We start from the raw sequence: 23,553 nt of genomic DNA, 5'->3' as shown, positions 1-23,553 counted from the left end.
AAGTACCCTTCTATTTTTCGGAAAAAGGATAATAATACCAAAATTCGCCTAACAAATGAGACAATTGTATAAAAGGCATTTTTTCTTTCAACAAAGCCAACGCAACTTACCTCAGTGCTAGCCTTTCCTGAAAACTTCTTTTCGTTATTATTTGTGACTCACAAAAAATAACACGAAGATAAATCCGAGGTTTTAAGCACATATAATACGCTTATAAGGAAGATACGATTGTTTCTTGCATGCTATTAACCCCATTATGAAAACGCTTCTATTTTTTGTTCTGTCGTTACTTTTGTCATATTACACATTACTTGCTGACGCATCCCAAGAAAAAGATTCAGCCCCCAGACATCGCATATTCCAAGAAACAACATCCGTAGCAAATAGCATTAATTTAGAACAACTCAGACTCGAAGAGGAAAAAAAACAAATTGAAGATTTCTTTTTAGAAAGCAAGAGAAATAAAGCTATTATCCACGGACTTTTAGCGGCTTTATTAATCAATATATGTTTAGGAACAATGTTTTACCTCCGTTTACGTCGCAAAAAAATTGTTTACAGAAGTATGACCCTGCTAGATAAAGAGATTGATACCCCTGTAGAAAGAAAATATAAACCAGGCGATATAATGGCGAATAGAAAACCCTATGCAGCACAAAATAGTATACCACCTCAGGTAAGTCTGGAATTAAAAGATTTTCTAGCCTTACATATTGTAAATGATCGTAGCTGGGGTGATTTCAAGGTGCTTTTCAGTCAAGATTTCCCAAATTTTTACGACGACTTAAAAGCCTCATCAATTCCCTTTTCTGAAGGAGATTTACGACTTCTTTCTTTGGTATATCTCAATTTATCCAATCGAGACCTCGCTGACAAGCTATCGATATCGGTCGATGGTATCAAAAAAGCGAAACAACGTCTAAAAAAGAAAATTGCCGATTATGAGAACTGCAGTTTAACGGCACTCCATTAAATATAAAAAACATGTTTTACACTACTGTATCCGGTCACGAATAATGAGCACAGCACCTTTGTAAGTAGACGATCGCCCTGTTTCATCTGTCAACTCCAGAACATAGAAATAGGTTCCCTCCAACAATCCCGAACCTCCCCAATCGTTTTCGTATTGCTCACTGCGATACACATTATTACCCCACCGATTATAAATTGTGAGGCGCCTACCAGGAAACAAAGACAAACCAACTATACGGAAATAATCATTCAGACCATCCCCATTCGGCGTAAATACATTAGGAATAATCAACTGCACGATATCTATACGTGCATCATCGGTATTATTTCCTTGCATACGATCACGTTGCTTAGCCGATACCGCTGCTAAGGTAACAGCAGATCCATTGGCCGCTCCCACCACTTCAAGCCATAACATAGCTGATGATTTACCCTCCAAACTGGGCTGACGCCAATATAATTTTCGTTCTGACTCTACATAATTCACCTCCCCAGGGTAGCTCCCAATAATACGACTGTAAGACAGTTCAGGTGGAATCGTGAACGTTGCGACAACATCCTCGGCTGTTTCCACGCCCTTATTAAAAATTATCAACTGTACCGCCACCGTATTACCAACACCAATAGTTCGTTTATCCGGCAAATTCCTAATCTCCAGATCAACCTCTACATCAGTCCCACGGTCATCTAACACAATACGAACAGGATCGGAAAGATCAGAAATACAATCATCGCCCAATGCCATAACGGTATATACGCCCGGATCGGTAACAATAATACGCTGCTCGTGGGTACCGGAAAGAGGGACATCATCTTTAAACCAAACATAAGATAATGCATGATCCGCATCCGCGCGCAGGGTGACTTTCTTTCCCTTTACGACCTGCAATACCTGCCCCACCTGGGCCCTTACTTGTCCAAAGACAAGTAGGGCTCCAAGGAGAAAAGTTATATATACTCTTATAGGCAGTGTAGGTGTCATCTTTATTTATGCTTCAGATTAATCCTGAATAGCTTCAATAGTAATGTGTGGTTTACCTGGTGCAGGTGTTACAATAATAACAGGTGAACTTGCTTGATCTGTTCCGGCATACCACCCTCTGTATAACGTATATGCACGTTTACGATTCGTTACCGCATCGGCATCTGCACCGTCGTAAGTTCTTGATTTTAATGTATGCTCGACCTCCACAAAGAACTTGTATTTACCGATATCAGCGATTGTTGGCGCAAAGATATTTGGGTCTGTCGCAGAAGCCGGAACAACAACTTCCTTCACTTTGGTGGCTCCAGTCAAATTAACTTTCGTTGCATCGATCGTTGGAAAATTACCAGCAGCATCGGCTTTTACAGCATACCACGTATACTTCAACTCGAAACTTGCGACCGCAGGAAGAACTCCCGGAGTCTCAAAAGAGGTTGCAACACGCATCTGCACCTTGGTTTGCGTAGCGGCCTCCGTTTCACAATACTGCAATGGGGTCGTACCGCCGGCTTCACGTGTAATATCAACTTTCAAGCGAGGCAATACATATACCACATAAGTTTCTTCTTTATCTGGCGGACAGATTGCGCTCGCATCGGCACCCGCAGGCAAAATAAAACCTTGTACTTTAAAAACATGGTATCCTTCTGTCAACCCCTGAACTTGCAACTTATTGGACGGTTGATCTAACCCCAAAGCAGGAATGCTACCCAAAGCGGTTGCTGTCGGTGACGCAGGGTTTTGCCCCATATAGAACCATTTATACGAAGTAAATGCAAGCGCATCGGCACCGATACGCGTCGGGTGATCTTCTTTCGTTGAAGCAACCAACGTAAGCCCCGATCCTGGTGCATTTGGATTGAAAAACAAGATTGTATTGGTGTTCTCATAGGCAGGTACCAAATCCGAACCCAAAGCTGTTGTTCGTCCAGCATTATCCACGGCTGTAAAAGGCCCTACGCTTACAGGTGGTTTGGAAATTTGCGCTGTGCCCGTTTGGCCCAACGTGGTCAACGTACTAAATAGGAGCATAAGGCCTAATCCTACTCGTGCTGTTCTAAGAATTAATTTCATATAAATCAGTTTTTGGTTAAAAATATTGTTACTTATCAGTTTACTACATTGCTAATACTTAAATGTGGCTTACCCGCCTTCGGCATCAGATAAACCTTTATCGGAACACGAGAACCGACCACACAACCGTTTACCTTTTGTTGGATGTAGAATATTCGCTGACCCAATGTGCCGGTTGGGTGATAGGGATTACTTCCATCCCGTACGCCACCCGCAGAAAAAAGTGGCGTCGTTGCCGATAAGCTGTCATACCAATCGTACACTAAGCATGGACTTACCACACCTACAGCAACAGGATCTCCCTCACACACATACACACGTTTATCGACATTTGCTACCGTTTTAATAAAAGGTCTCCGTTCAATATCATATATTTCCAACGTACTCAGCACATTCAGCACCCCACCTAGTCTAATGGAGATTTGATCGTAAGGTTCCGTGGTGGTCGTAAAAATAATCTGGCTACTGGTTCCCACTTTAAGTAGGGATAGCACACTCCCTCCCATATAAAGTGGCGCCCCCACAGGAGCCCCTTTTAGGTATCGCTGGATTGAAAAACCATCCAAAAGCGTTAAAACACCTAAATCTTGTACCTTGATAAAAATTGAATCGCCCGGTTGGCTCATCGTGTGGAAGATAATATCCAGCTTCGCTTGTGCGGCAACCCCCACCGCAGCACGCATAGTCGCCTTTGTTGTCAAACTTCCATCAATCGCCCAGGAAGGATTATCCACACCAACGGTCGCTGTTGCTGCATTAAGCACACCTTTCAACAATTCCTCCGACCCTTTTAATACGTCAATTTCATCGTTTGGTGGGCAGTCCGATAGGCTGGTCGTCGATTCTTCAACCCAAACTCCATATAGATTTGCTGATAACCCCAAAGAAAGCACCCCAGCGACCTTTACTTCCACGGCATCCATCTCTGCAGTGGTCGTGAAACTATAGATCATATCATTTTCACCTACCGCCAGACCAATTAACTCCCCACTCACTGACATGGTCGCACCAACATAACTTGTTGCATTTTTTGCACGTACGGTTAAACTACTGATCAACCCTAGCAGGTTACTACCTATACCGAGCTTCACATACACCTTGGTTCCTATAGGGATTTTCTTCGCCCAGCCAACAGTCTGATGTGAGCCTAGCCCCAGCAAAGAAATGGGCGCCGATATCAACGAGCTGGTTAACGGGTCTGCATCTGATGCATTACCGGGATTTGTTGTACCTGACTGATCTACAGAAACGGTCGCATACGTTCTTTTGGTCCGGGCACATTCATTGAGCGGATCATACACCTCAACCACCACAGAGCGTTCCACGGAACACGTACTATTACTAATCGTTGCTGTGTATGTATATATACCAGGCACCGTCTGTGCTGATATACTCGTAACCGTCGTCCCCGCGCTGTTGCGCCACACCGTGGTACAGCCCCCCGAGCAAGTAATCGACGGAAAACTTTGTGCTTGATTGATCGGAAGGTGGTAATAGGAAGTAAAACTCGAAGGAACAGGAAGACTATTAATCGTAACATTAATAAAAGGAGATTCGATCGCTGCTGCCGTAGGTACGGCGTTATCCTTTGCAACAATCTTGTACCGCCCCGTTTGTGCGATCGAAGTTCCGACCTGCTTCACGCCTACATCATTAAAAACCTCATAACTTAACTCGTTCGTGAATTTATGTGTTAGATTATCCAATAAATTATAGGAACCACAAGCTGTGATGCTTGCCGCTTTAAAGGTCAATGGAACATCTTGTGCGTAGAAGAAAGAGGTGATTACTTCTTTTGTAGCAGTGGTATACAGTCGCACGCCATTGTATGTACTAACACCTCCGGTCGTCGTTGCAGTAAGTTTAACAGGACCATTACTAGGTAAAGTCGTTGCGCTTGTTGTAAGATTGGTCCCTTCACTGGTCGAATTTTGCGTAGTCGTTCCGGAAAGTACCGTAAAAGTCATACTTGCCATGGTCACCCCCGTGTTAAGCTTAACATATAACGGAACAGATACAGGTAGCGGAGCAGATAATTGCAGAAACTTAAGCACTAATGTCGCTGATCCTAAGGTGCCAGGAGTCATTGTAGCCGTACTTCCCTGACTTGCTTCTGCACCAACAGTATTTTCCGGTGTTGTTACGGAGCCCAAAAGTCCCGTAGAACTGATTGCATAAGCCGATGGATAAACCTTATTTCGTTCTTGGGCTGCAACGTATCCTGTAAAATGAAGCGCGAAAAAAAAACAGAGAGGCAGATGAAGCAAACACTTCATTAATTTATTTATAATAGGCTGCACCTGACGATGGCGCCAATTTTGGAATATATGACAGAAATAAAAAAAGAAAGACGAAATATTTTTTTTACAACACAACGTCATATATCACAATTATAAATTAAGTTACATTAATTAAGTTATACAAACAATTATCAAGCACAAAGAATCATGAATGAAATCAGACTATCATTATTATATAATTTAACAACTAATTTAAACGAGACAAGAACAAGTAGATAGTTTTTTTTTCAAATTGAAAACCTAAAGAAATAATTAATACCAATAATTAATTTACTTCAAATAAGTTAATTTACTGTAGTTTAACAACTACAAAAATGTCGGATAGTAGCACTATAAATACAAAAAAAACACATGATTTGTCCCGTGTTTATTCTGATTTACTGTAAACTAGGAAAGTTTTTAGGGGACAAGTCCACGGGGATCGCCGCATGTCCACCCTCGATATATTTGAGTTTAAAATATTAATCTATAATATTTTTTTTTACAAGACAGAAGCCCCTATAGCCATACGGCATAGAAATCACTAACACGAGAACCGCTACCGCTGAATCTCTTTATATTTGGTTATCTCCTTCACCTAAACCACAAGCAAATGATATACACAAAATATCAAACAACAATTTCAATCGACACACAAAGCCAGTCATTGCCACAAACACCCAGTACCGAACAAGCTGTAAAAAACGATTAGATCACTTATAAAAAGAGTGAATAAAAAAAATAGCCACCTTGCGGGTGGCTATTTCTCAAAAACTTACTATTTGGAATTAGTTAAAAATATACCTCACACCAATTTGTGCAGACCATCTAGATGGAATATCTTGATAGTAATAAGGAACATTATTGTTTAGGTTATTTAGACGATATGTTGGTTTCTTTGTACCACTTTCATAACCAGCAAAGGTAACAGGTTTAAAACTGTTATCCCAGAAACTATCTGAACCACTATATTGTTTACCCCAATTACCATTTATCAAATTACCTACATTCATGATATCAATAGAAAGCTGTAACTTATTTTTGGTTTTACCAATGTTTGTAAACAAATCTTGCGCAATTTTCAAATCGAACTGATGCGAAAAAGGTGTTCTAGCAGCATTTCTTTCTGCGTATTTACCTCTACGTGATTTTAGGTATTTATCAGATTCTATAAATGTATTAAGCTCATCCCACTGCTGTTGAGGTGTTTTATTACCATTCTGAACAAAAGTGATTTCAGATTGCTCTTTCGGTATATACATTAATTGAAACTGATTACCATTAGAAGCAGCATATCCAATTAGATTACCTGACACCATGTAAGAATAACGCGGTCCGCTTTGTCCTGAATAAATCAAAGAGACTGTTGTTCCTAAATGTTTGATATATTCTTTAGAATATGACACAACACCTAACAAACGACTACCTGTACTGAAAGGAGAATGTGCTAAGCGAGCATTATTCGAACCGTTCACGGTCGCTACCCGATAAAAATTTGACTGATTCTGCGAAGAAGCACCCGAGGTAATATCTTTTGACTCGGTGTACGTATATGCAAAGGATGCATTCAGCCCGAAATCAAAGTTTTTCGCCAAAGAAGCAGTTGTCGACCAAGAATAACCTTGACTCACATTATCGATATAGATAATCTCCGTATAGTTATCTAATACACGTCTATTATTGTTATTAACGTCGTAAACAACGCGATTATCAGCTCCTTCCAACACACCTGTAGGACGTTCCAAATTAAGATCTGTAAAACGGAATGAACTTAAATTCTTCGAGTACATAAACTCAAGAGTACCCTTAACTCCCCAAGGCAACTGTTGATCTACACCTGCAGAAAACCTAGCGATTTGAGGTAACTTTAAGTTTTTGTCTAATACAGAAATATTTCCTGAAGGCGATACTGTTCCATTAAACTTCGGTTGATTATATGGATCAGCAACAAAATCCACATTAGCTACTGTCCCGTTACCCAAAGAGTGCCCACCTAAGAGCGCACCACTTTGTGTAAAGGCACCTGACGCCCACACCAAAGGAAATCTTGATGTGAAGATCCCTAATCCACCACGAACAATAGTTGAACGATCGGAGTTCACATCCCAGTTAAAACCGACACGTGGAGAAAACATCAACTGCGCCTTTGGCATTCTATTCGTTTGTACATCGTACATCTTCGCCAGGATAGAATTGTTAAAATCAGTATTTTCCATCGGCACATCATTATAGATAGGAATATCTACGCGCACGCCGGCTGTTATTTTCAAATTATCTTGCATCTGGTACTCATCCTGCACGTAAAACCCAAGTTGCATAGCACTAAATTTCGCTCCTTGTCGAGGATCATCCGTATTACTGTATTGATGCGCATACGAAGATGCTTTACCACGAGCAAAGTTCTCTATTGCTGTATAAGCCACTCCTGTAACAGGATTAATATCTGTCGCTGGCGAATCGGAGAAGGTATATGCGCCATTTGAGTTATTAATATAACCATTATAAACTTTGTAGAATTCATTATGCGTTCCAAAAGTCACTGTATGCACGCCTTTATACCACGTTAAGTTATTTGTTAACGTGAAGATATCCTGATCTAACTGATTGACATTTGCCACCGCATCTGTACCTAAATTGTAGGTTCCGTTACTCGTACGAATAGCTACACGAGGAAATAAATCGCCATTAAAACTACGAAAATCACGTACTGAGTTATAACCAACAACCAAATTATTAGACCACGAATTGTTAAAACGACTATTTAGCTCTGCGGTTAGCGTATGATTTTTGTAATCTTTCAGCGTACCGCCATTAGCAAAGGTAACGCTGTTCTCATTCCTAAAATTCGAAGCGTCGTTTGCTTTTGTATAACCGTAACGGATGGAGAATTTATGTTGTGCATTCACATTCCAATCCAAACGTCCAAAAATTTTATTTGACTCATTCGTATTGGCTAAATCACTATACGATCCTGGTTCGTAGCTATAAGTACCGGTAGCAATACTATAAATTTTATCAGCCTCTTCTACCGTTAAATTAGAGGAAGAAGAACCTATTGGATAATTCAAAGGAGTATTCGATTCTGTTCTTTCGTAATTCGCAAAAAAGAATAATTTATCTTTTATAATTGGACCACCAAGACGCACACCATATTGCTTCTCTGTGAAATCCTCTAATCTAGACCTTTGTTCACTACCTGAAACTAGCGCCTTCGGTGTTTTACCTGTTAGATTCTGATTACGCGTATAGTAATAGACTGATCCTTCAACATTATTTGTTCCCGAACGCGTTACAGCAGAAATTCCACCACCAGCAAAACCACTTGCACGCACATCAAACGGAGCTATCTGCACCGTAATTTGATCGATTGCATCCAATGAAACTGGATTCGTCTTTGTTCCTCCTCCATTCATACCACTAGCATTCAAACCAAAAACATCATTAGAAACAGCACCATCTACTGTAAACTGATTAAAACGATTATTACTCCCCCCTATGGATAAAGAAGTACCTTTGAGATCTGCCTGAGGAGTCAAGCGTGTAAAATCCTGAATACCACGGGACACCGTAGGCAGATTTTCAATTTGTTTGCGTGAAACAAATGTTTCTGCACCCGTCTTTAAGCTTTGCGCCTTTTTCAAAGCCGTCACAGTAACCTCGTCTAAGGCTGTTGCATTATCTCCAAAAACAGGGTTCAAAACAAAGGGTTGCCCTAATTGCAAATAAACATCTTCATAGATTAGCGGCGACTGCCCTACATAGCTTACTTCAATCCGGTACGGACCACCGACACGCATGTTCGGTAAACTAAAACGACCCGCAACATTCGCCGAACCCGAGTAGACGGTTCCTGACGGTGTGTGGGTCGCTTTGATCGTTGCACCAGCGGTAGCATGCCCAGTGGATTGGGTGACCACCCCCGACATACTACTTGTTGTAACCTGTGCCTGAATAGTTCCGTAGCTAGCGAGAACTAAAGCAAAGAAAAGTAGAGATTTTTTCATACTCAATTTGTTTCTGTTTAGAATTAATAATGCAAAGTTAGGAATACAACTTAATGTTTATAAAAGTTAACACAAACTTAATACACACATTCACAAACCATTAGAAAGCGTCATATATCAATTTCTTAAACTTTTTAAACGAACAATAACAGGTTAATGATTTAAACAATAAAAATTCAAAAACTAGCAACAGTTCCGCCTTCAGATTACAATTTTAACAATAATTAACATTTTAAAAATGTGGATAAATATTTACATCACCCGTTTTACGACAACATGAATCGGTAACATCAATTTTTTAAAACTATACGTAAAAAAAGTGCACCAAACAAACAATTGCCGAAACAACCTTAAACAAATAAAAATATGTCCTAAACGAATAAAAACCACGCAAAACAGCAAATAAAAGGTTTCAAGACAAGCATTTAGATATAAAAAATTATTACCTTTGCAACCAATTTAAAAAAATCGTTCTCGTAATGAAAAAAAGCTCTATTCTATGGATGTCCCTCTTGGCATTCATGCTTATCAGTAACGCTTCCTTTGCTCAACGGATTCTTACTGGTAAAGTTTCGGACGGATTCAACCCGATCGCTGGTGTTTCTGTCCTTGTTTCTGGTACACAGACCGGAACTTCGACTGATGCAGCAGGAAATTTTGCATTGACTACCAATCAAGAAAATGGTCAGCTAGAAATCAAATTCTTAGGGTACCTTACCCAACTGGTTAAGTTCAGCAAGAATAACGACCTAGGCACGATTGTTTTGGCTCCTTCAAAAGAACAGTCTCTGGATGAAATCGTTGTTGTTGGTCGTGGTGTAATCGATATCGCGGAGGGTCGCATGACACCGATTGCGGTTTCCACTATCCACCAGGCAGCAATTGAAGAAAAAGTTGGTTCACTAGACATCACCTCCACTTTAGCGAATACGCCCTCTGTATACATCACAGGGCAAGCCAAAGGTTTTGGGGAATCATCCATGAATACGCGTGGTTTCGACCAATCAAACACAGCCTTTTTATTAAATGGTCAGCCGATCAACGGTATGGACAATGGTCGTGTTTACTGGTCAAACTGGTCTGGATTATCTGATATTGCTTCAGTTATTCAAATACAACGCGGTTTAGGTTCATCTAAATTAGCGATCTCTTCGGTCGGCGGAACAACAAACTTCGTCACCAAATCCACCGACATGAAAAAAGGCGGCTTCCTAAAACATACGGTTGGTAATGACATGTTCGTAAAATCAACATTGGGTTACAATACAGGCCTAATGAAAAACGGCTTTGCCGTTTCAGCGATGTTTACACATTGGCAAGGTGATGGATACATGAACGGAACAGCGGGTGCGGGCCAGAACTACTTCCTATCAGTAGGGTACAAAGTAAACGACAAGCACAACTTAAACCTGATGGTTACTGGTGCGCCGCAATGGCACGAGCAAGGTGGTACAGCGACGCTACAAACCTACCTGGATAAAGGCCGTAAATACAACCGTAATATCGAAACGATCAACGGTGTCGAAATGAACCCACGTAAAAACTACTACCACAAACCTGTTGCTAACTTCAACTGGGATTGGGAAATCAGTGATCGCTCATCGTTATCTACGGTAATCTACGCTTCTATGGCGCGCGGCGGCGGTCAATCAAGACGCAATGACAACTCAACAGCGAAAGTTCCTTACCTAGCTGCTGACGTAAACAATCACCAATGGTACGGTATCGTTTCAAACTACAACCGTAAACTGAACGACAACTTAACGTTTAACGTAGGTTTTGACTTAAGAGACTATAAAGGGGAGCACTACAGACAGGTAACAGACCTTTTGGGTGCAAATAGCATTGTTCACACTGGAAACGTAAACTACAGCGGTCCATTGACAACATCCAACTCATACTCGACCAACCCATGGAAAACATTTACCGACAAACCTAAAAACGCGGAAGATCGCCTAGCATGGGATTATGATCAAATCGTTCGTTACGCTGGTTTATTTGGGCAAATTGAATATGCAAAAGATGGCTTCACCGCTTTCTTCCAAGGATCATTATCTGAACAACAGAATATTCGTGAAGATTATTTCTTGTACAAGCTAGGAGAAGGAAGATCCGAAAAAGTCAATAATTTTGGCTATAACACCAAAGGTGGCGTAAGCTATACTTTAGGACAACACAGCCTATTCGGTAATGCCGGTTATTACTCACGCCAGCCTTACCAGAACAACATCTTTATGAATTACCGTAATGATGTAAACGAATATGCTGAAAACGAAAAAATCTTAGGTTTAGAATTAGGGTACAAATTTGCGTCGGAATACATTGACGTAAATGTTAACGCATACCGTACAACTTGGGAAAACCGTGTAACGGGTAGCTCGCGTAACGCAAATGCAGCAGACGTTACAAAGTACAACCCTACAGGTAATCCAGATATCCTTCAAGAAGGAGACTTCCTTTACTTCTCTAACTACGGTGTAAAGCAAGATCACAAAGGTGTAGAATTAGATTTCACAGCGCGTCCATTCACAGGCCTGGAAGTAAAAGGTTTCGGATCGATTGGCGACTGGAGATACAAAGGCAACGCCACAACAATCGTGCGTAACGAAGACCGCGTAGAACTTGCTACTGAAAATAAAGATGTAAACAATGGTAAAGTAGGTGATGCCGCACAAACATCATATGGTGTAGGCGCAAAATACAGCATCATCAGAAACCTTTCTATCGATGCAGACTTTAGATCATATGACAGACTGTACTCGTCACTACAGGCCGGAGAAGGAAAAGTATTACAACTTCCTTCCTATCAATTATTCGATGTTGGTACTTCATACAAAATCGTATTGAGCCCAACAAATACATTGAGCTTCCGTGTTAACGTAAACAACCTCTTCGATAAGTTCTATATCTCTGAAGCAACCACCAACACATTTGCTGACGGCGCTAAGAATTTATGGAATGGCATCAATACAGCCAACACCGTATTGATCGGTATGGGACGTACATGGAACGGTTCAATTAAATTCACGTTCTAAAACAAATCTTTTGTCTTAAACATATCAAAATCCTCGGCATTCATTGTCGAGGATTTTTTTATTTCCTACATTTACAATATGCAAAATCCTAACATCAAAGCTGTTTTTTTTGACATCGACGGAACCTTGCTCAGCTTCAAAACGCATGAAGTTCCGACCTCCACAAAAGAAGCAATCCAAGCACTCCAAGAAAAAGGCATTAAAGTAATCGTATCTACCGGCCGATCCATCAACAGTATCGATCATATCAAGTTTTTGGGATTCGACGGCTTTATTACTTTTAATGGTGGGTACTGCGTCAGCAAAGAAGGAGAGATCCTTTTCCGACAAGCAATCGACCCCCGAGATATCCAAGCGCTTTTAGATTATTCGCAAAGTAACTCGTTAAGCTTCTCTCTTATGTCCGAAAAAGCGGTAAGCATCCATGATGTAACACCGGAAATTGCAGGCATGTACGCGCATGTTAATCTTCCCGTCCCTCCTTTGGTGGAATTTGATCAGGTTGATACGGCCAGCATCCTGCAAACCAATATTTTTTTGGGACCGGAAGAGGAAAAGGTCTTTATGGAAACCGTGATGCCCAACTCACTCGCTTCGCGCTGGACCCCGCTCTTTGCGGACGTTAATCCACAAGGACAGAGTAAACAAGTCGGGATTGACATCTTTTGTAAACACTTCAATATTGACATTGCAGAAACGATGGCTTTTGGAGATGGCGGGAACGACATCAGCATGCTGAAGCATGTTGGAATTGGTGTCGCCATGGGTAATGCTAATCCTGAAGTAAAAGAGATAGCAGATTACATCACAGACGATATCGACAGTAACGGCATAGCCAATGCTTTAAAACACTTTGGTATAGTATAACATAAAAAAAAGAGAGCTTAGCTCTCTTTTTTTTATGTTATTTTCCTTCAAATGCGGATACAATTCGTGTAAATTGTGTCGAGTCCTTTGCCCGAAACTCAAAGAGACGTTTATAGAGATCCAAGACCGCGAACACTTCCGCTTCATCGTCTGCCTTATTTCTAAAAAACAGTTTAAAGGTATATGTATCTGTTCCATCCAAATTTACCACCTTCTTATTCGATGAAAAAACTAAGGGTAACAACGTGGACTTCGTCATTGCCCCTCCCGCAGGCAAACCATACACCTGAGCAAGAGCTCGAACAAAGGCATCTGACTGCGAACCGATCGAGCTAAATTTCATCGCTCCGGGCGTAAAACCGCGGTCATTATTTGGATTTCCATCCAAAAAGATGCCTGCCGGCAGATTATTTATAACTTCAACATTAACACCAATAGTATCTTTGTCATTCAGCGACTTAGCTGTATACACGACAGAAGAGTCAGTCTTTTCCGTTTTCACCAACGAAAGAAATACCGTTGGTATCTCCCGATCCGCTGGCACGTTAAACTGACTTAGATTTTGCTCTAGTTTTCCTGCCTGGCCATCTTTACCACCACCTGAATTAGTTCCAGTACAACTGAATAAAACAGACACCATCCCACATAAACCCAAGGCTTTCATAAAGTTATTTTTCATAATTTTCACCATTTATTGAATAATAACAAATAAAAACAAAAAGTGTTTTCCGAAATTACTTTATTAAAGCGTCATACAAAATCTCAACCGGATGGTAGGATTTCTTACTCGCTCCATCTTTAATCTGATGCCTACAAGACGTACCTGCAGCCGCAATAATAGTGTTCTCCTCGGCATTACGTACCGCTGGAAGCAATACCAATTCCGCCACCTTCATCGATACCTCATAATGTTCCTTTTCATAGCCAAACGATCCAGCCATACCACAACAGCCTGAAGGGATAACTTCGACCGTATAGTTTTGTGGTAATGTTAATACCTTTTCAGTAAATCCAACCAGATGGAAGGCTTTCTGATAACAATGGCCATGCAACTTTATATGTCTCTTCTCGTTCGAAAACTGCTCTGGATGCAAACGCCCTGCCGCTATTTCCGCCACCAAAAACTCATCGATCATCAACGCATGTTTTGCAATAGCCTGCGCAGCAGCGTGCTTATTCGAATCCACCAGATCCAGGTACTCATCTCTAAACGTAATAATAGCCGATGGTTCAATGCCTATCAATGGTGTATCTTCCGAAATAAGCCCATCAAGGAGCTCAATATTTCGATTAGCAATGCGCTTCGCTTCTTTGACAAAACCCTTAGAAAGATAGGTCCGACCACTTTCAATATGTTTTGGCACAACAACTTCATACCCCAATGCAGTCAACAGCTTGTAAGCCGTTATACCTATTGCCGTATCGTTATATTCCGTAAACTCATCACTAAATAGGTATACCTTACGCTTCGGCGCTGTCAATTTCTCCTGTTTTTTTATCCAGCCAGAAAGGGTGGTAAAACTAACCGTCGGCAGCGACCTTTTCGGTGCAAAGCCAACAACAGATTTGACAATTCCAGCCAAAAATGGCGTCTTTACCACCAAGTTATACAAGGGCGCGACATAAGAACCAAGCACTTGGCTTTTCGTAAAATTCGCAATTACCGAAGCACGGAACGATGCCCCATGCGCATCATAGTAATGCTGTAAAAATTCTGCCTTCATTTTTGCCACATCCACACTGGATGGACATTCACTTTTACAAGCCTTGCAGCTTAGGCAAAGGTCCATGACCTCCTTAATTTCTTCGTGATCAAAACGATTTTTCTGCGTCGAATTGGTTAAAAATTGACGCAACATGTTGGCTCGTGCTCGCGTCGTATCCTTTTCATCACGCGTCGCCATAAACGAAGGGCACATCGTACCACCTGTGATTTCTGTTTTCCGACAGTCGCCCGACCCCGAACATTTCTCGGCCAACCGTAGAATACTCTCTTGTTTGGTAAAGTCAAAGTATGTCTTAATGGTTTTTCCATCCGTCACCTGATCATACCGTAAAGCAGTATCCATCGGCGGTGTATTTACAATCTTTTGGGCATTAAAAACACCTAAAGGATCAAAAATATCTTTAGTTTCAACGAGCAACTCATACACTTTTTCACCCAACACTTTACCGATAAACTCACCTCGCAAACGCCCATCACCATGTTCGCCACTAAGGGATCCATTATATTTCAAGACAAGATCGGTCGTCTTTTCCAAGATCGTTCTAAACTTACGTTTGCCATCAGCTGTCTTCAAGTTGATAAACGGTTCGATATGCAACTCCCCTGCACCAGCATGCGCATAGTATGAAGCGTGCACACCTTCCTCCGCCAACAGCACTTGCACATCACGTACATAATCCGGTAAATCTTCAGGCGAGACAGCACAATCCTCTATCAGGTTCACCGGCTGCTCATCGCCTGGCAGGTTTCGGATAAGCCCCAACCCTGCTTTACGCACATCCCACACCAAATTTGTCTCTTGCACTCCCGTTATAAAAGGATATGCATAACCCAGTCCTTTCGCTATTAGATCTTTTTTCAGCGCTTCCGCCTTTTGCTGTAACAGCACCGGATCATCGGAACGGAACTCTACAATCAATAACGCTTGCGGATCACCCTCTATAAAAAAACGATTATGCTGGTATGTCGGATGTCCAACCGTGAAATCCAAAATATATTTATCAACCAGCTCCGATGCTTCCGGCCCATGGCTCAACGCCACATTATTTCCGTGCATACAGGAAATCATATCTTCAAAATGCACGCATAAAAGACCTATTTCTTTCGGAGGTAAAGGCATCAATTGTAGCTTAGCTTCTGTAACGATACCTATTGTACCCTCCGAACCTGCCAACAGCTTACACATATTAAAAGGTTGATCTCGATCCACCAAAAAATCGAGCGCATACCCCGTATTTCGACGTGTCAATGTCTTCTTCGGGTAACCCGATTGTATAGCGGTAATATTCTGCGGATCGGTGATCAAGGTATTCACCGCACGATAGATATCTCCCTCTCGCGAATTATGTCGTAACTTATCAAAATATTGCTGCTCCTGTAACTCTTCAAAAACAACCTCAGAACCATCATTAATAAGCACACGTGCAGAAAGAAGGTTTTTTCGGGTGTCGCCCCAAACAATAGAATGTAATCCCGATGAATTATTCCCGATCATCCCACCTATCATGGCGCGACTAGCCGTTGACGTTTCGGGACCAAACATCAGTCCGAAGGGTTTTAAATAATTATTAAGGTCGTCGCGGATAACGCCAGGCTGCACACGCACCCATCGCTCCTCTACATTAACTTCCAATATTTGGTTGAAGAAACGAGAGATATCCATCACAATACCGCTACCAACCACCTGACCGGCCAAGGATGTCCCTGCTGTACGCGGAATCAAGGTAACCCCTTCCTTGCTCGCAAAACTAATTAATGCCTTTAAATCTGCTACATCTTGCGGGATAGCAACAGCCAATGGCACTTCCTGATATACAGAAGCATCCGTAGCGTAAGCCAAACGCATCGTTTGGTGCTTTACATTCGATGGATTGTAAAACAAATCACCCTTCAAAGCAACAGAAAGTTGCGCTAGTTTATCAATTATTTGCACGTATTTACTATTTTTATAAAAACAAATCTAAAAAAATAGCGCTGAAGTTTCTAGTGTTTTGAGTTATTATTCATGATTGTTTTCAAAACACGCACAAACAAGCTTATAAGTAAACGATTACAAACTAGATAAACTACCTAAACTTCGACAATAAACGATTCATATCGAATAAAATTCTAAATTTTAAATATAATTTTGAATTTTATTCAAAAAACCTTACTTTTGCAGCATTATGGGAAAAATGGAATACAATCTCGACCAAATCGACTATCAGATCTTACGCATCATGCAAGACAATGCACGTACAAACAACGCTGATATTGCGCGTGAGCTAGGTATGGCTCCATCTGCCATTTTAGAACGGGTAAAAAAATTAGAGCAAAAAGAGGTTATCCTGCAATACAATGCAAAAATAAACCCAAATGCGCTCGATCAAAAAATGTTATCTTTTATCTTCATCAAAGCGCAAGATATTATCGGTGTTCAAAAAGTAGGTTTTTTACTGGCCGAAATCCCCGAAGTTCAAGAAGTTCATGATATCGCTGGTGACGATGGTTACCTCGTTAAGGTGCGCACAAACGATGCTGCCGGCCTGGTTGATTTAATGCGCAATACGTTGGGTAAAATTGAAGGTATTATATCGACAAGAACAACAATTGTATTAGAAACAGTAAAGGAAGAACAAAAGCTTGTGATTCCGGCTAAAAAATAAAATGGTAAAAGCAAATCAACAAACACCTAGCGTGGCGAGTATTGTATTCGCTTACTTAGTCGTGTACATTGTATGGGGTTCCACCTTTTTCTTTATTGAAAAAGCATTGCGAAGCTTCAGCCCCTTTGTACTTGGCTCCGTGCGGTTTATTATTGCTGGTACCCTGCTCATGAGCTACTGCAAGCTTAGGGGCTATAAACTCTATATTAAATCCGCTGTAAAAGACGCCCTGTTTATTGGTTTTCTTCTTTTATTTGTGGATATGGCGGCCATCATTTGGTCGGAACAGTATATATCAAGTGGAATTGTCTCCATTCTTTCTGCAGCAACAGCGATTTGGTTTATTGTTTTTGACAAACCCAAATGGAAACAAAATTTCTCCAGCCTTCCCATAGTATTAGGTTTACTGTTCGGATTTATTGGCGTGTTTATGCTTTTTGCAGAACAGATTTTTTCCGGAACAACAGATACGGAAGATAAGAGCATGAAACTTACGGCCATGATTGTCTTGATCTTTGGTACAATCGGATGGACTATTGGTTCATTAATTTCCAAATACAGTAAAGAAAAGAAAAACCAAGACAAGGACGAAGAAGACCTCCATGTCATGGTGAAGACTGCTTGGCAGATGGTCTCTGCGGGTGTCTCGTTTACCATTGTCGCCCTTTTAAGCGGTGAGTATGCGCGCTTTGATATTTCAGCGGTCACTACAGCCGACTGGGGAGCAATGGCTTATCTAGCCACGATGGGTTCGATACTCGCTTTTGGTAGCTATATCTGGTTGTTACAAAATAGACCGGCAACCGAAGTAAGCACCTATGCCTACATCAATCCGATTGTTGCGCTATTGCTGGCACATTTCTTTACCAGTCACCAAGTAACCAGTATGCAAATACTCGGACTCGTTGTCGTTTTATGCAGTGTAATGCTTATGAACTGGGAGCTCTATAAAGACAATAAAAAATTCAAAGTCTATAAACGTGCAAAACGGATGAAGAAACTACGTGAAATGGCACCAAAGAGTAGTATTCCGCGGATTATTGAAATTTCAAACTTCAACAGCAAGCACGAGAAGAAAAAGGAAAAAACAGAGAAACAACCAAAGCCACAGTCGTCCGCCCTGTCGGAAGAGGAATAAAACACCGTCTGTGCAATCTCTATGGATTTGCACAGACCTATTGTCCTTATGCGCCAATCGTCTGAAACAAAACTTCCCCTAGCGCACAACCTATCGCTACGCCCGCCAAAACACAGATGGATACCCTCAACCACAAAGGGAAACCTAAAAATCTAATCATATCTATTCCTATCACAAAATTAAACTCAAGGTTAAATTTCGGCCTTATTTTTGATTATTCAAATATAAAAACCGCTTTAAATCACTTTTTGTAGTCACGAAACTACAACAAAATTACGTATAAAGAAATATCAAAACACTTCACAACGATTTAAATACAGAAAAAGTGAAAATTGTTTTAACAAGAAGTAAAAAAAATCGATACACCCAATTGCTATTTTTTTTAAGTGACACTGTAGCAAGTGGTTCATTCGATTCGTATTAAAGGAAGTAAACACAAAGAGATTAGACATGAAAAAGTTTTCAATCAGATTATTAGTATGCGTAGTGGCTGGAGTATTTGCTTTCACCAGCTGCTTGAAAGATGATAACGATTACGTTCCAATGCCTGAAGGCTACATGGTATTTGTCAACGCCTTCCCAGAAGCTAGCGGGGTAATTTATAACTTAGATGGACGCAATATCAATGGTTATGTCCCGACACCTTTTCAAAGTTATGTAGGAAGCCGTCTATTTGTTGGCAAACGAAACTTACGTATCGGATCAGCGGACGAAAACAAAGTATTAATTGATTCCAACATTACGGTAAAGGACACAACCGCGTATACATCGTTTGTATACGGCACCAAGGAGCTTCCTAAATTCGCCATGACAACGGACAAAGGAATTGAAAATTTAGGCGATAAGTTTGGTGTTCGTTATTTCAATTTTGCAAATGGTACAGGTGAAACAAACCTATTCTTAGGCGATGCAACAGAACCTTTATTTGCGAAAAGACCAATCGAAACAGGCGCTACTGTGGTTGCCAACGAAGCGTTCCAAGCAACTGCTTCCGGCACTATAAAACTAACGGTTAAGGATAATGCAGGAACAACACTCGCAACACGTGGTGATTTTGTTTTCCAAAAAGGTCGTTACTACACAATCATCCTTACAGGCAAGAAGGATGACACAAAAACACCGTTATACATTGGCGTTGTGGCTGTACAGTAGTCCTTCATTTTTATAAAATTTTAGTTTTGGAAAGAGCGCACTTCGGTGGGCTCTTTTCTTATTAAAAAAGTAAATTTTATTAGCTATTTTCGTATTTCAATTTTTATGACCAAATAGGTTTAGTTCATGCAATTAACAAAGTTAGAGATAAAGGGCTTTAAGAGCTTCGGGGATAAGATTACCATTAATTTTAATGAGGGTGTTACCGCGATTGTAGGTCCTAATGGTTGCGGCAAGTCCAATGTTGTAGACGCCATACGCTGGGTATTGGGGGAACAGAGCACACGTATGCTACGTTCAGAGAAGATGGAAAATATTATTTTTAATGGAACAGCAAACCGTAAACCTGCGAACCTGGCAGAGGTATCTTTAACCTTTGAAAATAACAACAAGTTACTACCCACCGAATTTTCAACGGTCACGATCACCCGTAAACTATACCGTAACGGCGACAGCGAATATCGATTGAATGATGTAAAGTGTCGATTGAAAGATATAACGGATCTATTCTTGGATACCGGTATCGGAGCCGACTCCTACTCCATCATTGAGTTAAAAATGATTGATGAAATCATCAATAATAAGGAAAACTCACGTCGTAATCTTTTCGAAGAGGCTTCTGGGATCTCCAAATACAAAGTCCGCAAAAAACAAACGTTATCTAAACTTAAAGATACCGAACTAGACCTCTCCCGTGTCGACGATCTTTTGTTTGAGATTGGAAAAAATCTGAAACAACTGGAAACGCAAGCAAAAAAAGCAGACAAATATTTCCAACTTAAAGGCGAATACCGCGAATCGAGCATTGGACTTGCTTACTATCGATTGGATGGTTTTAGCGGAGAATTAGATCGCATTAGCGAGCAGGAAAATGCGCAACAAAATGTGCTTACCGGTACGTCCGAGCAAATTGAGAAGCAAGAAAATCTGCTTCGTACCTTGCGTAATGATATCTTAGCGAAAGAAAAAAACTTAGCCACGCAACAGAAAAGTACAAACGAGCATATCAACAAGATACGGGCCTACGAATCGGATAAGAAAATCAAGAACGAGCAGATGCGTCACCTTCAAGATAAGGAGATGCGGCTTACCGCGGAGCTCAACAATGACAAAAAGCAATTGGAGCACGTATTGTACACGATCAAACGACTGAACGAAGAACTCTTTGAGGAACAAGGGAAGTTGGATGTGTATCAACTGGATATCGAAAAAGATAAAAACGAGGTAGAAGAGCTTCGCGCACAGCAAACTTCTTCTAAAGCGAAACTAGACAATTTTGTACGAGAAAGCAGTGAAATACAAAACAATATCTATAAGTTAGAGAAAGACATAGCGGTCCTGAACATACAAAAGGAAGCCTTACAACAAGAGTCTTTACGCACCATAAGTGATACCTCGTCGAAAGAGGCCGAGCTAAGTGAATTCAACATTGTCGTAGACGATTTGGAAGAACGTGTGGCGCAACAACAAGAGCAGTTTGACAACGCCCTGCAAGCAGAAGAAGAGTTGCAAACACAAATGCAGATTATAGAAAAGCGCTTGCAAGAAACTCGGGAGCAGCTAAACCGCGAAGCGAGGTTGGTGGATGCCAAGCAAAACGAGTACAACCTGACAAAATCTTTGGTAGATAACCTGGAAGGGTTTCCGGAATCCATCAAATTTCTCCGTAAAAATGCGGGTTGGAAAAAACCTTACCCTTTATTTTCGGACATTTTATTCTGTCAGGAAGATTACCGCGTCGCGATCGAGAATTACCTCGAATCGATTATGAACCACTATGTGGTGGACGATCAGCAAGATGCCGTTCAAGCAATCCAGCTTTTAAGCAGCGCGTCCCGTGGTCGTGCAAACTTCTTTGTTCTAGATGCTATTCAACCAGCAAAACCTACAACTGTTGAAGACCGTTACTTGGACAAGGTTATTCCTGCCCTGGATGTTATCAAAGTAGATAAAAAATATGAAGCTTTATGTCAACAACTGCTTCAACATGTATACCTCCTAAAACCAGAAGCAACCGACACCCTGGAGGAGGATCTACCGAATGGAGAACTTGTAATCCTTCATCCGGAAGGTAAATTTGCGAAATACAAACTGGGCGTAAGTGGTGGCTCGGTCGGCTTATTTGAAGGAAAGCGTATCGGACGTGCAAAAAACCTTGAAAACCTGGCTAAAGAGATAAAAGCACTGAATGCGCAGATCGAAACACTGCAGCAACAGGAAGATCAAGATGTCGATCAGTTAGCAACCCTGCGCGTCAATTCACGGAGAGAGACGATAGACGAGCTACGGACGGTATTGAATCGGTTGAACAATGAGCTTATCTCTGTAAAGACCAAGCAGGAACAGTATCAGACCTTTATCACCACGAGTCTGAACCGAAAACAAGATATCGAAAGTAAGATTACGGTGATCAGCTACGACCTTCAAAAAGCGGAGCCTGCGTTACAAATTTTAAAAGTAGAAAGCGAAAGCCACCAAAAACAGCTGAACGAACTACAGGCGGTGTACAATGAAATTCATGAAACATTGAATGAAAAGTCTTCTGTTTTCAACCAGGAGAATATTCGTTTCCACCAACAACAGAATAAGGTTTCCAGCCTACAGAAAGACCTGGAATATCGAGAAAGTCAACAAGATGCTTTCGAATCTCGTCTGGAAAAAAACTCATTGGAATATGAACAGGTAAAAGTAGAAATGAAGGACGCGATCCAATTTGTAGACCACAATGACGAGGACTTGGTTGCGATGTACACACAGAAAGAAGCTTTAGAGAAAGGTCTACAGGAGATCGAGGAGGATTTTTACAGCTCGCGCAAGCTGATTAATGATATGGAAGAAGATATCACCCAACTGCGTCGCAATAAAGATCAAAACGATTTCTTGCTTTCACAATTAAAAGACAAAAAGACAGCTTTACAGATTGACCTAAACTCCTTGAAGGAAAGGCTATCGGTCGAATTCAACATCGATATCAACGAATTGCTGGAAGGCGAAATGCCAGAGATAGCATACTCTCAAGAGGAGCTGGTCGAAGCGTGCGATAAACTCAAAAAACAACTAGACAGCTACGGCACGATCAACCCGATGGCCAAGGAAGCATATGACGAGATGGAAGAGCGTAGCACTTTTATCACCAAGGAAAAAGACGATCTGTTGGAAGCAAAGGCATCCTTAATGGCAACAATCAGTGAAATCGACCAAACGGCAAACGAAAAATTCATGCATGCATTTAATAGTGTTCGTGATAACTTCATCCAAGTGTTCCGTTCCCTGTTCAACCAAGAAGATTCGTGTGATATGATCCTGACTGACCCAGCCAACCCACTAGAATCTGATATTGATATCATCGCACTCCCAAAAGGAAAGCGTCCGTTATCGATCAATCAGCTCTCGGGGGGAGAAAAAACATTGACCGCGACAGCCCTGCTATTTTCTTTGTACCTATTGAAACCAGCACCGTTCTGTATCTTCGATGAGGTTGATGCACCTTTAGATGACACTAACATCGATAAATTCAATAATATTATTCGTGACTTCTCGAAAAATTCACAGTTTATCGTGGTATCACACAACAAACGTACAATAGCCAGCACCGATATTATTTACGGTGTCACCATGGTGGAGCAAGGTGTCTCCCGCGTGGTAGCCGTCGATTTACGCGACGTTGCCTAACAAA

Annotated in this window: 13 protein-coding genes; 7 read left to right on the top strand and 6 right to left on the bottom strand. The window is 41.1% G+C overall.

From position 1 onward, the window contains the following. The first annotated feature begins 256 nt into the window (after positions 1-256). Positions 257-973 carry a hypothetical protein gene (locus tag E2P86_RS06600; protein WP_085472653.1) on the top strand — a complete coding sequence of 239 codons (717 nt, stop codon included), beginning with the start codon at positions 257-259 and terminating at the stop codon, positions 971-973. A gap of 21 nt (positions 974-994) precedes the next feature. On the opposite strand, the gene E2P86_RS06595 is transcribed toward E2P86_RS06600, so the two are convergent. From E2P86_RS06595 to E2P86_RS06580, 4 genes are all read right to left on the bottom strand, one after another. Continuing rightward, positions 995-1,954: a T9SS type B sorting domain-containing protein gene (locus E2P86_RS06595; RefSeq protein ID WP_085472652.1), complete on the bottom strand. Its 960-nt coding sequence runs from the start codon at positions 1,952-1,954 to the stop codon at positions 995-997. 18 nt (positions 1,955-1,972) lie between these two features. Further along, a complete protein-coding gene (locus E2P86_RS06590) occupies positions 1,973-3,031 on the bottom strand; it encodes a hypothetical protein (RefSeq protein ID WP_134431728.1) in 1,059 nt (352 codons plus the stop codon). A gap of 35 nt (positions 3,032-3,066) precedes the next feature. Next, positions 3,067-5,307 carry a hypothetical protein gene (locus tag E2P86_RS06585; RefSeq protein ID WP_134431725.1) on the bottom strand — a complete coding sequence of 747 codons (2,241 nt, stop codon included), beginning with the start codon at positions 5,305-5,307 and terminating at the stop codon, positions 3,067-3,069. Positions 5,308-6,098: 791 nt separating this feature from the next. Next, positions 6,099-9,314 (bottom strand): TonB-dependent receptor, encoded by a 3,216-nt coding sequence (locus E2P86_RS06580; RefSeq protein ID WP_134431722.1) that lies wholly within the window; start codon positions 9,312-9,314, stop codon positions 6,099-6,101. Positions 9,315-9,793: 479 nt separating this feature from the next. Here E2P86_RS06580 and E2P86_RS06575 point away from each other — a divergent pair, with 479 nt between their 5' ends. Together E2P86_RS06575 and E2P86_RS06570 are read left to right on the top strand one after the other, a co-directional pair. Next, positions 9,794-12,349: a TonB-dependent receptor gene (locus E2P86_RS06575; RefSeq protein WP_134431719.1), complete on the top strand. Its 2,556-nt coding sequence runs from the start codon at positions 9,794-9,796 to the stop codon at positions 12,347-12,349. 78 nt (positions 12,350-12,427) lie between these two features. Further along, positions 12,428-13,216, top strand: a complete 789-nt coding sequence (locus tag E2P86_RS06570) for a Cof-type HAD-IIB family hydrolase (RefSeq protein WP_134431716.1) — start codon at positions 12,428-12,430, stop codon at positions 13,214-13,216. Positions 13,217-13,253: 37 nt separating this feature from the next. Here E2P86_RS06570 and E2P86_RS06565 read toward each other — a convergent pair whose 3' ends face one another. Further along, on the bottom strand, positions 13,254-13,895 hold the full coding sequence (locus E2P86_RS06565) for a hypothetical protein (protein ID WP_134431713.1): 642 nt from the start codon (positions 13,893-13,895) through the stop codon (positions 13,254-13,256). A gap of 55 nt (positions 13,896-13,950) precedes the next feature. Then, positions 13,951-16,875: an FAD-binding and (Fe-S)-binding domain-containing protein gene (locus tag E2P86_RS06560; RefSeq protein WP_317128139.1), complete on the bottom strand. Its 2,925-nt coding sequence runs from the start codon at positions 16,873-16,875 to the stop codon at positions 13,951-13,953. A 232-nt stretch (positions 16,876-17,107) separates the two neighbouring features. Between E2P86_RS06560 and E2P86_RS06555 the strand changes: the two genes are divergently transcribed. The 4 genes from E2P86_RS06555 (at position 17,108) to smc (ending at position 23,549) form a co-directional block, all read left to right on the top strand. Then, entirely contained in the window at positions 17,108-17,587 is a 480-nt protein-coding gene (locus E2P86_RS06555) for an Lrp/AsnC family transcriptional regulator (RefSeq protein ID WP_085472645.1), read from the top strand. 1 nt (position 17,588) lies between these two features. Beyond that, positions 17,589-18,725, top strand: coding sequence for an EamA family transporter (locus E2P86_RS06550; RefSeq protein ID WP_085472644.1), 1,137 nt, complete (start codon positions 17,589-17,591; stop codon positions 18,723-18,725). A gap of 450 nt (positions 18,726-19,175) precedes the next feature. After that, complete coding sequence (locus E2P86_RS06545) at positions 19,176-19,877, top strand: hypothetical protein (protein ID WP_134431710.1); 702 nt, start codon at positions 19,176-19,178, stop codon at positions 19,875-19,877. A 126-nt stretch (positions 19,878-20,003) separates the two neighbouring features. After that, positions 20,004-23,549, top strand: a complete 3,546-nt coding sequence (gene smc / locus E2P86_RS06540) for a chromosome segregation protein SMC (protein WP_134431707.1) — start codon at positions 20,004-20,006, stop codon at positions 23,547-23,549. The last annotated feature ends 4 nt before the right edge of the window (positions 23,550-23,553 follow it).

The sequence above is a fragment of the Sphingobacterium psychroaquaticum genome (genome assembly GCF_004421025.1).
Taxonomy (GTDB): Bacteria; Bacteroidota; Bacteroidia; order Sphingobacteriales; family Sphingobacteriaceae; genus Sphingobacterium; species Sphingobacterium psychroaquaticum.
Note: the sequence above shows the minus strand (reverse complement) of the source record. Positions and strands in the feature narration are given on the sequence as shown.

What these genes read in the sequence shown, in the direction of transcription:
- E2P86_RS06600 (WP_085472653.1), top strand. Translation starts at nt 257, where the DNA reads ATGAAAACGCTTCTATTTTTTGTTCTGTCGTTACTTTTGTCATATTAC.
- E2P86_RS06595 (WP_085472652.1), bottom strand. Translation starts at nt 1,954, where the DNA reads ATGACACCTACACTGCCTATAAGAGTATATATAACTTTTCTCCTTGGA.
- E2P86_RS06590 (WP_134431728.1), bottom strand. Translation starts at nt 3,031, where the DNA reads ATGAAATTAATTCTTAGAACAGCACGAGTAGGATTAGGCCTTATGCTC.
- E2P86_RS06585 (WP_134431725.1), bottom strand. Translation starts at nt 5,307, where the DNA reads ATGAAGTGTTTGCTTCATCTGCCTCTCTGTTTTTTTTTCGCGCTTCAT.
- E2P86_RS06580 (WP_134431722.1), bottom strand. Translation starts at nt 9,314, where the DNA reads ATGAAAAAATCTCTACTTTTCTTTGCTTTAGTTCTCGCTAGCTACGGA.
- E2P86_RS06575 (WP_134431719.1), top strand. Translation starts at nt 9,794, where the DNA reads ATGAAAAAAAGCTCTATTCTATGGATGTCCCTCTTGGCATTCATGCTT.
- E2P86_RS06570 (WP_134431716.1), top strand. Translation starts at nt 12,428, where the DNA reads ATGCAAAATCCTAACATCAAAGCTGTTTTTTTTGACATCGACGGAACC.
- E2P86_RS06565 (WP_134431713.1), bottom strand. Translation starts at nt 13,895, where the DNA reads ATGAAAAATAACTTTATGAAAGCCTTGGGTTTATGTGGGATGGTGTCT.
- E2P86_RS06555 (WP_085472645.1), top strand. Translation starts at nt 17,108, where the DNA reads ATGGGAAAAATGGAATACAATCTCGACCAAATCGACTATCAGATCTTA.
- E2P86_RS06550 (WP_085472644.1), top strand. Translation starts at nt 17,589, where the DNA reads ATGGTAAAAGCAAATCAACAAACACCTAGCGTGGCGAGTATTGTATTC.
- E2P86_RS06545 (WP_134431710.1), top strand. Translation starts at nt 19,176, where the DNA reads ATGAAAAAGTTTTCAATCAGATTATTAGTATGCGTAGTGGCTGGAGTA.
- smc (WP_134431707.1), top strand. Translation starts at nt 20,004, where the DNA reads ATGCAATTAACAAAGTTAGAGATAAAGGGCTTTAAGAGCTTCGGGGAT.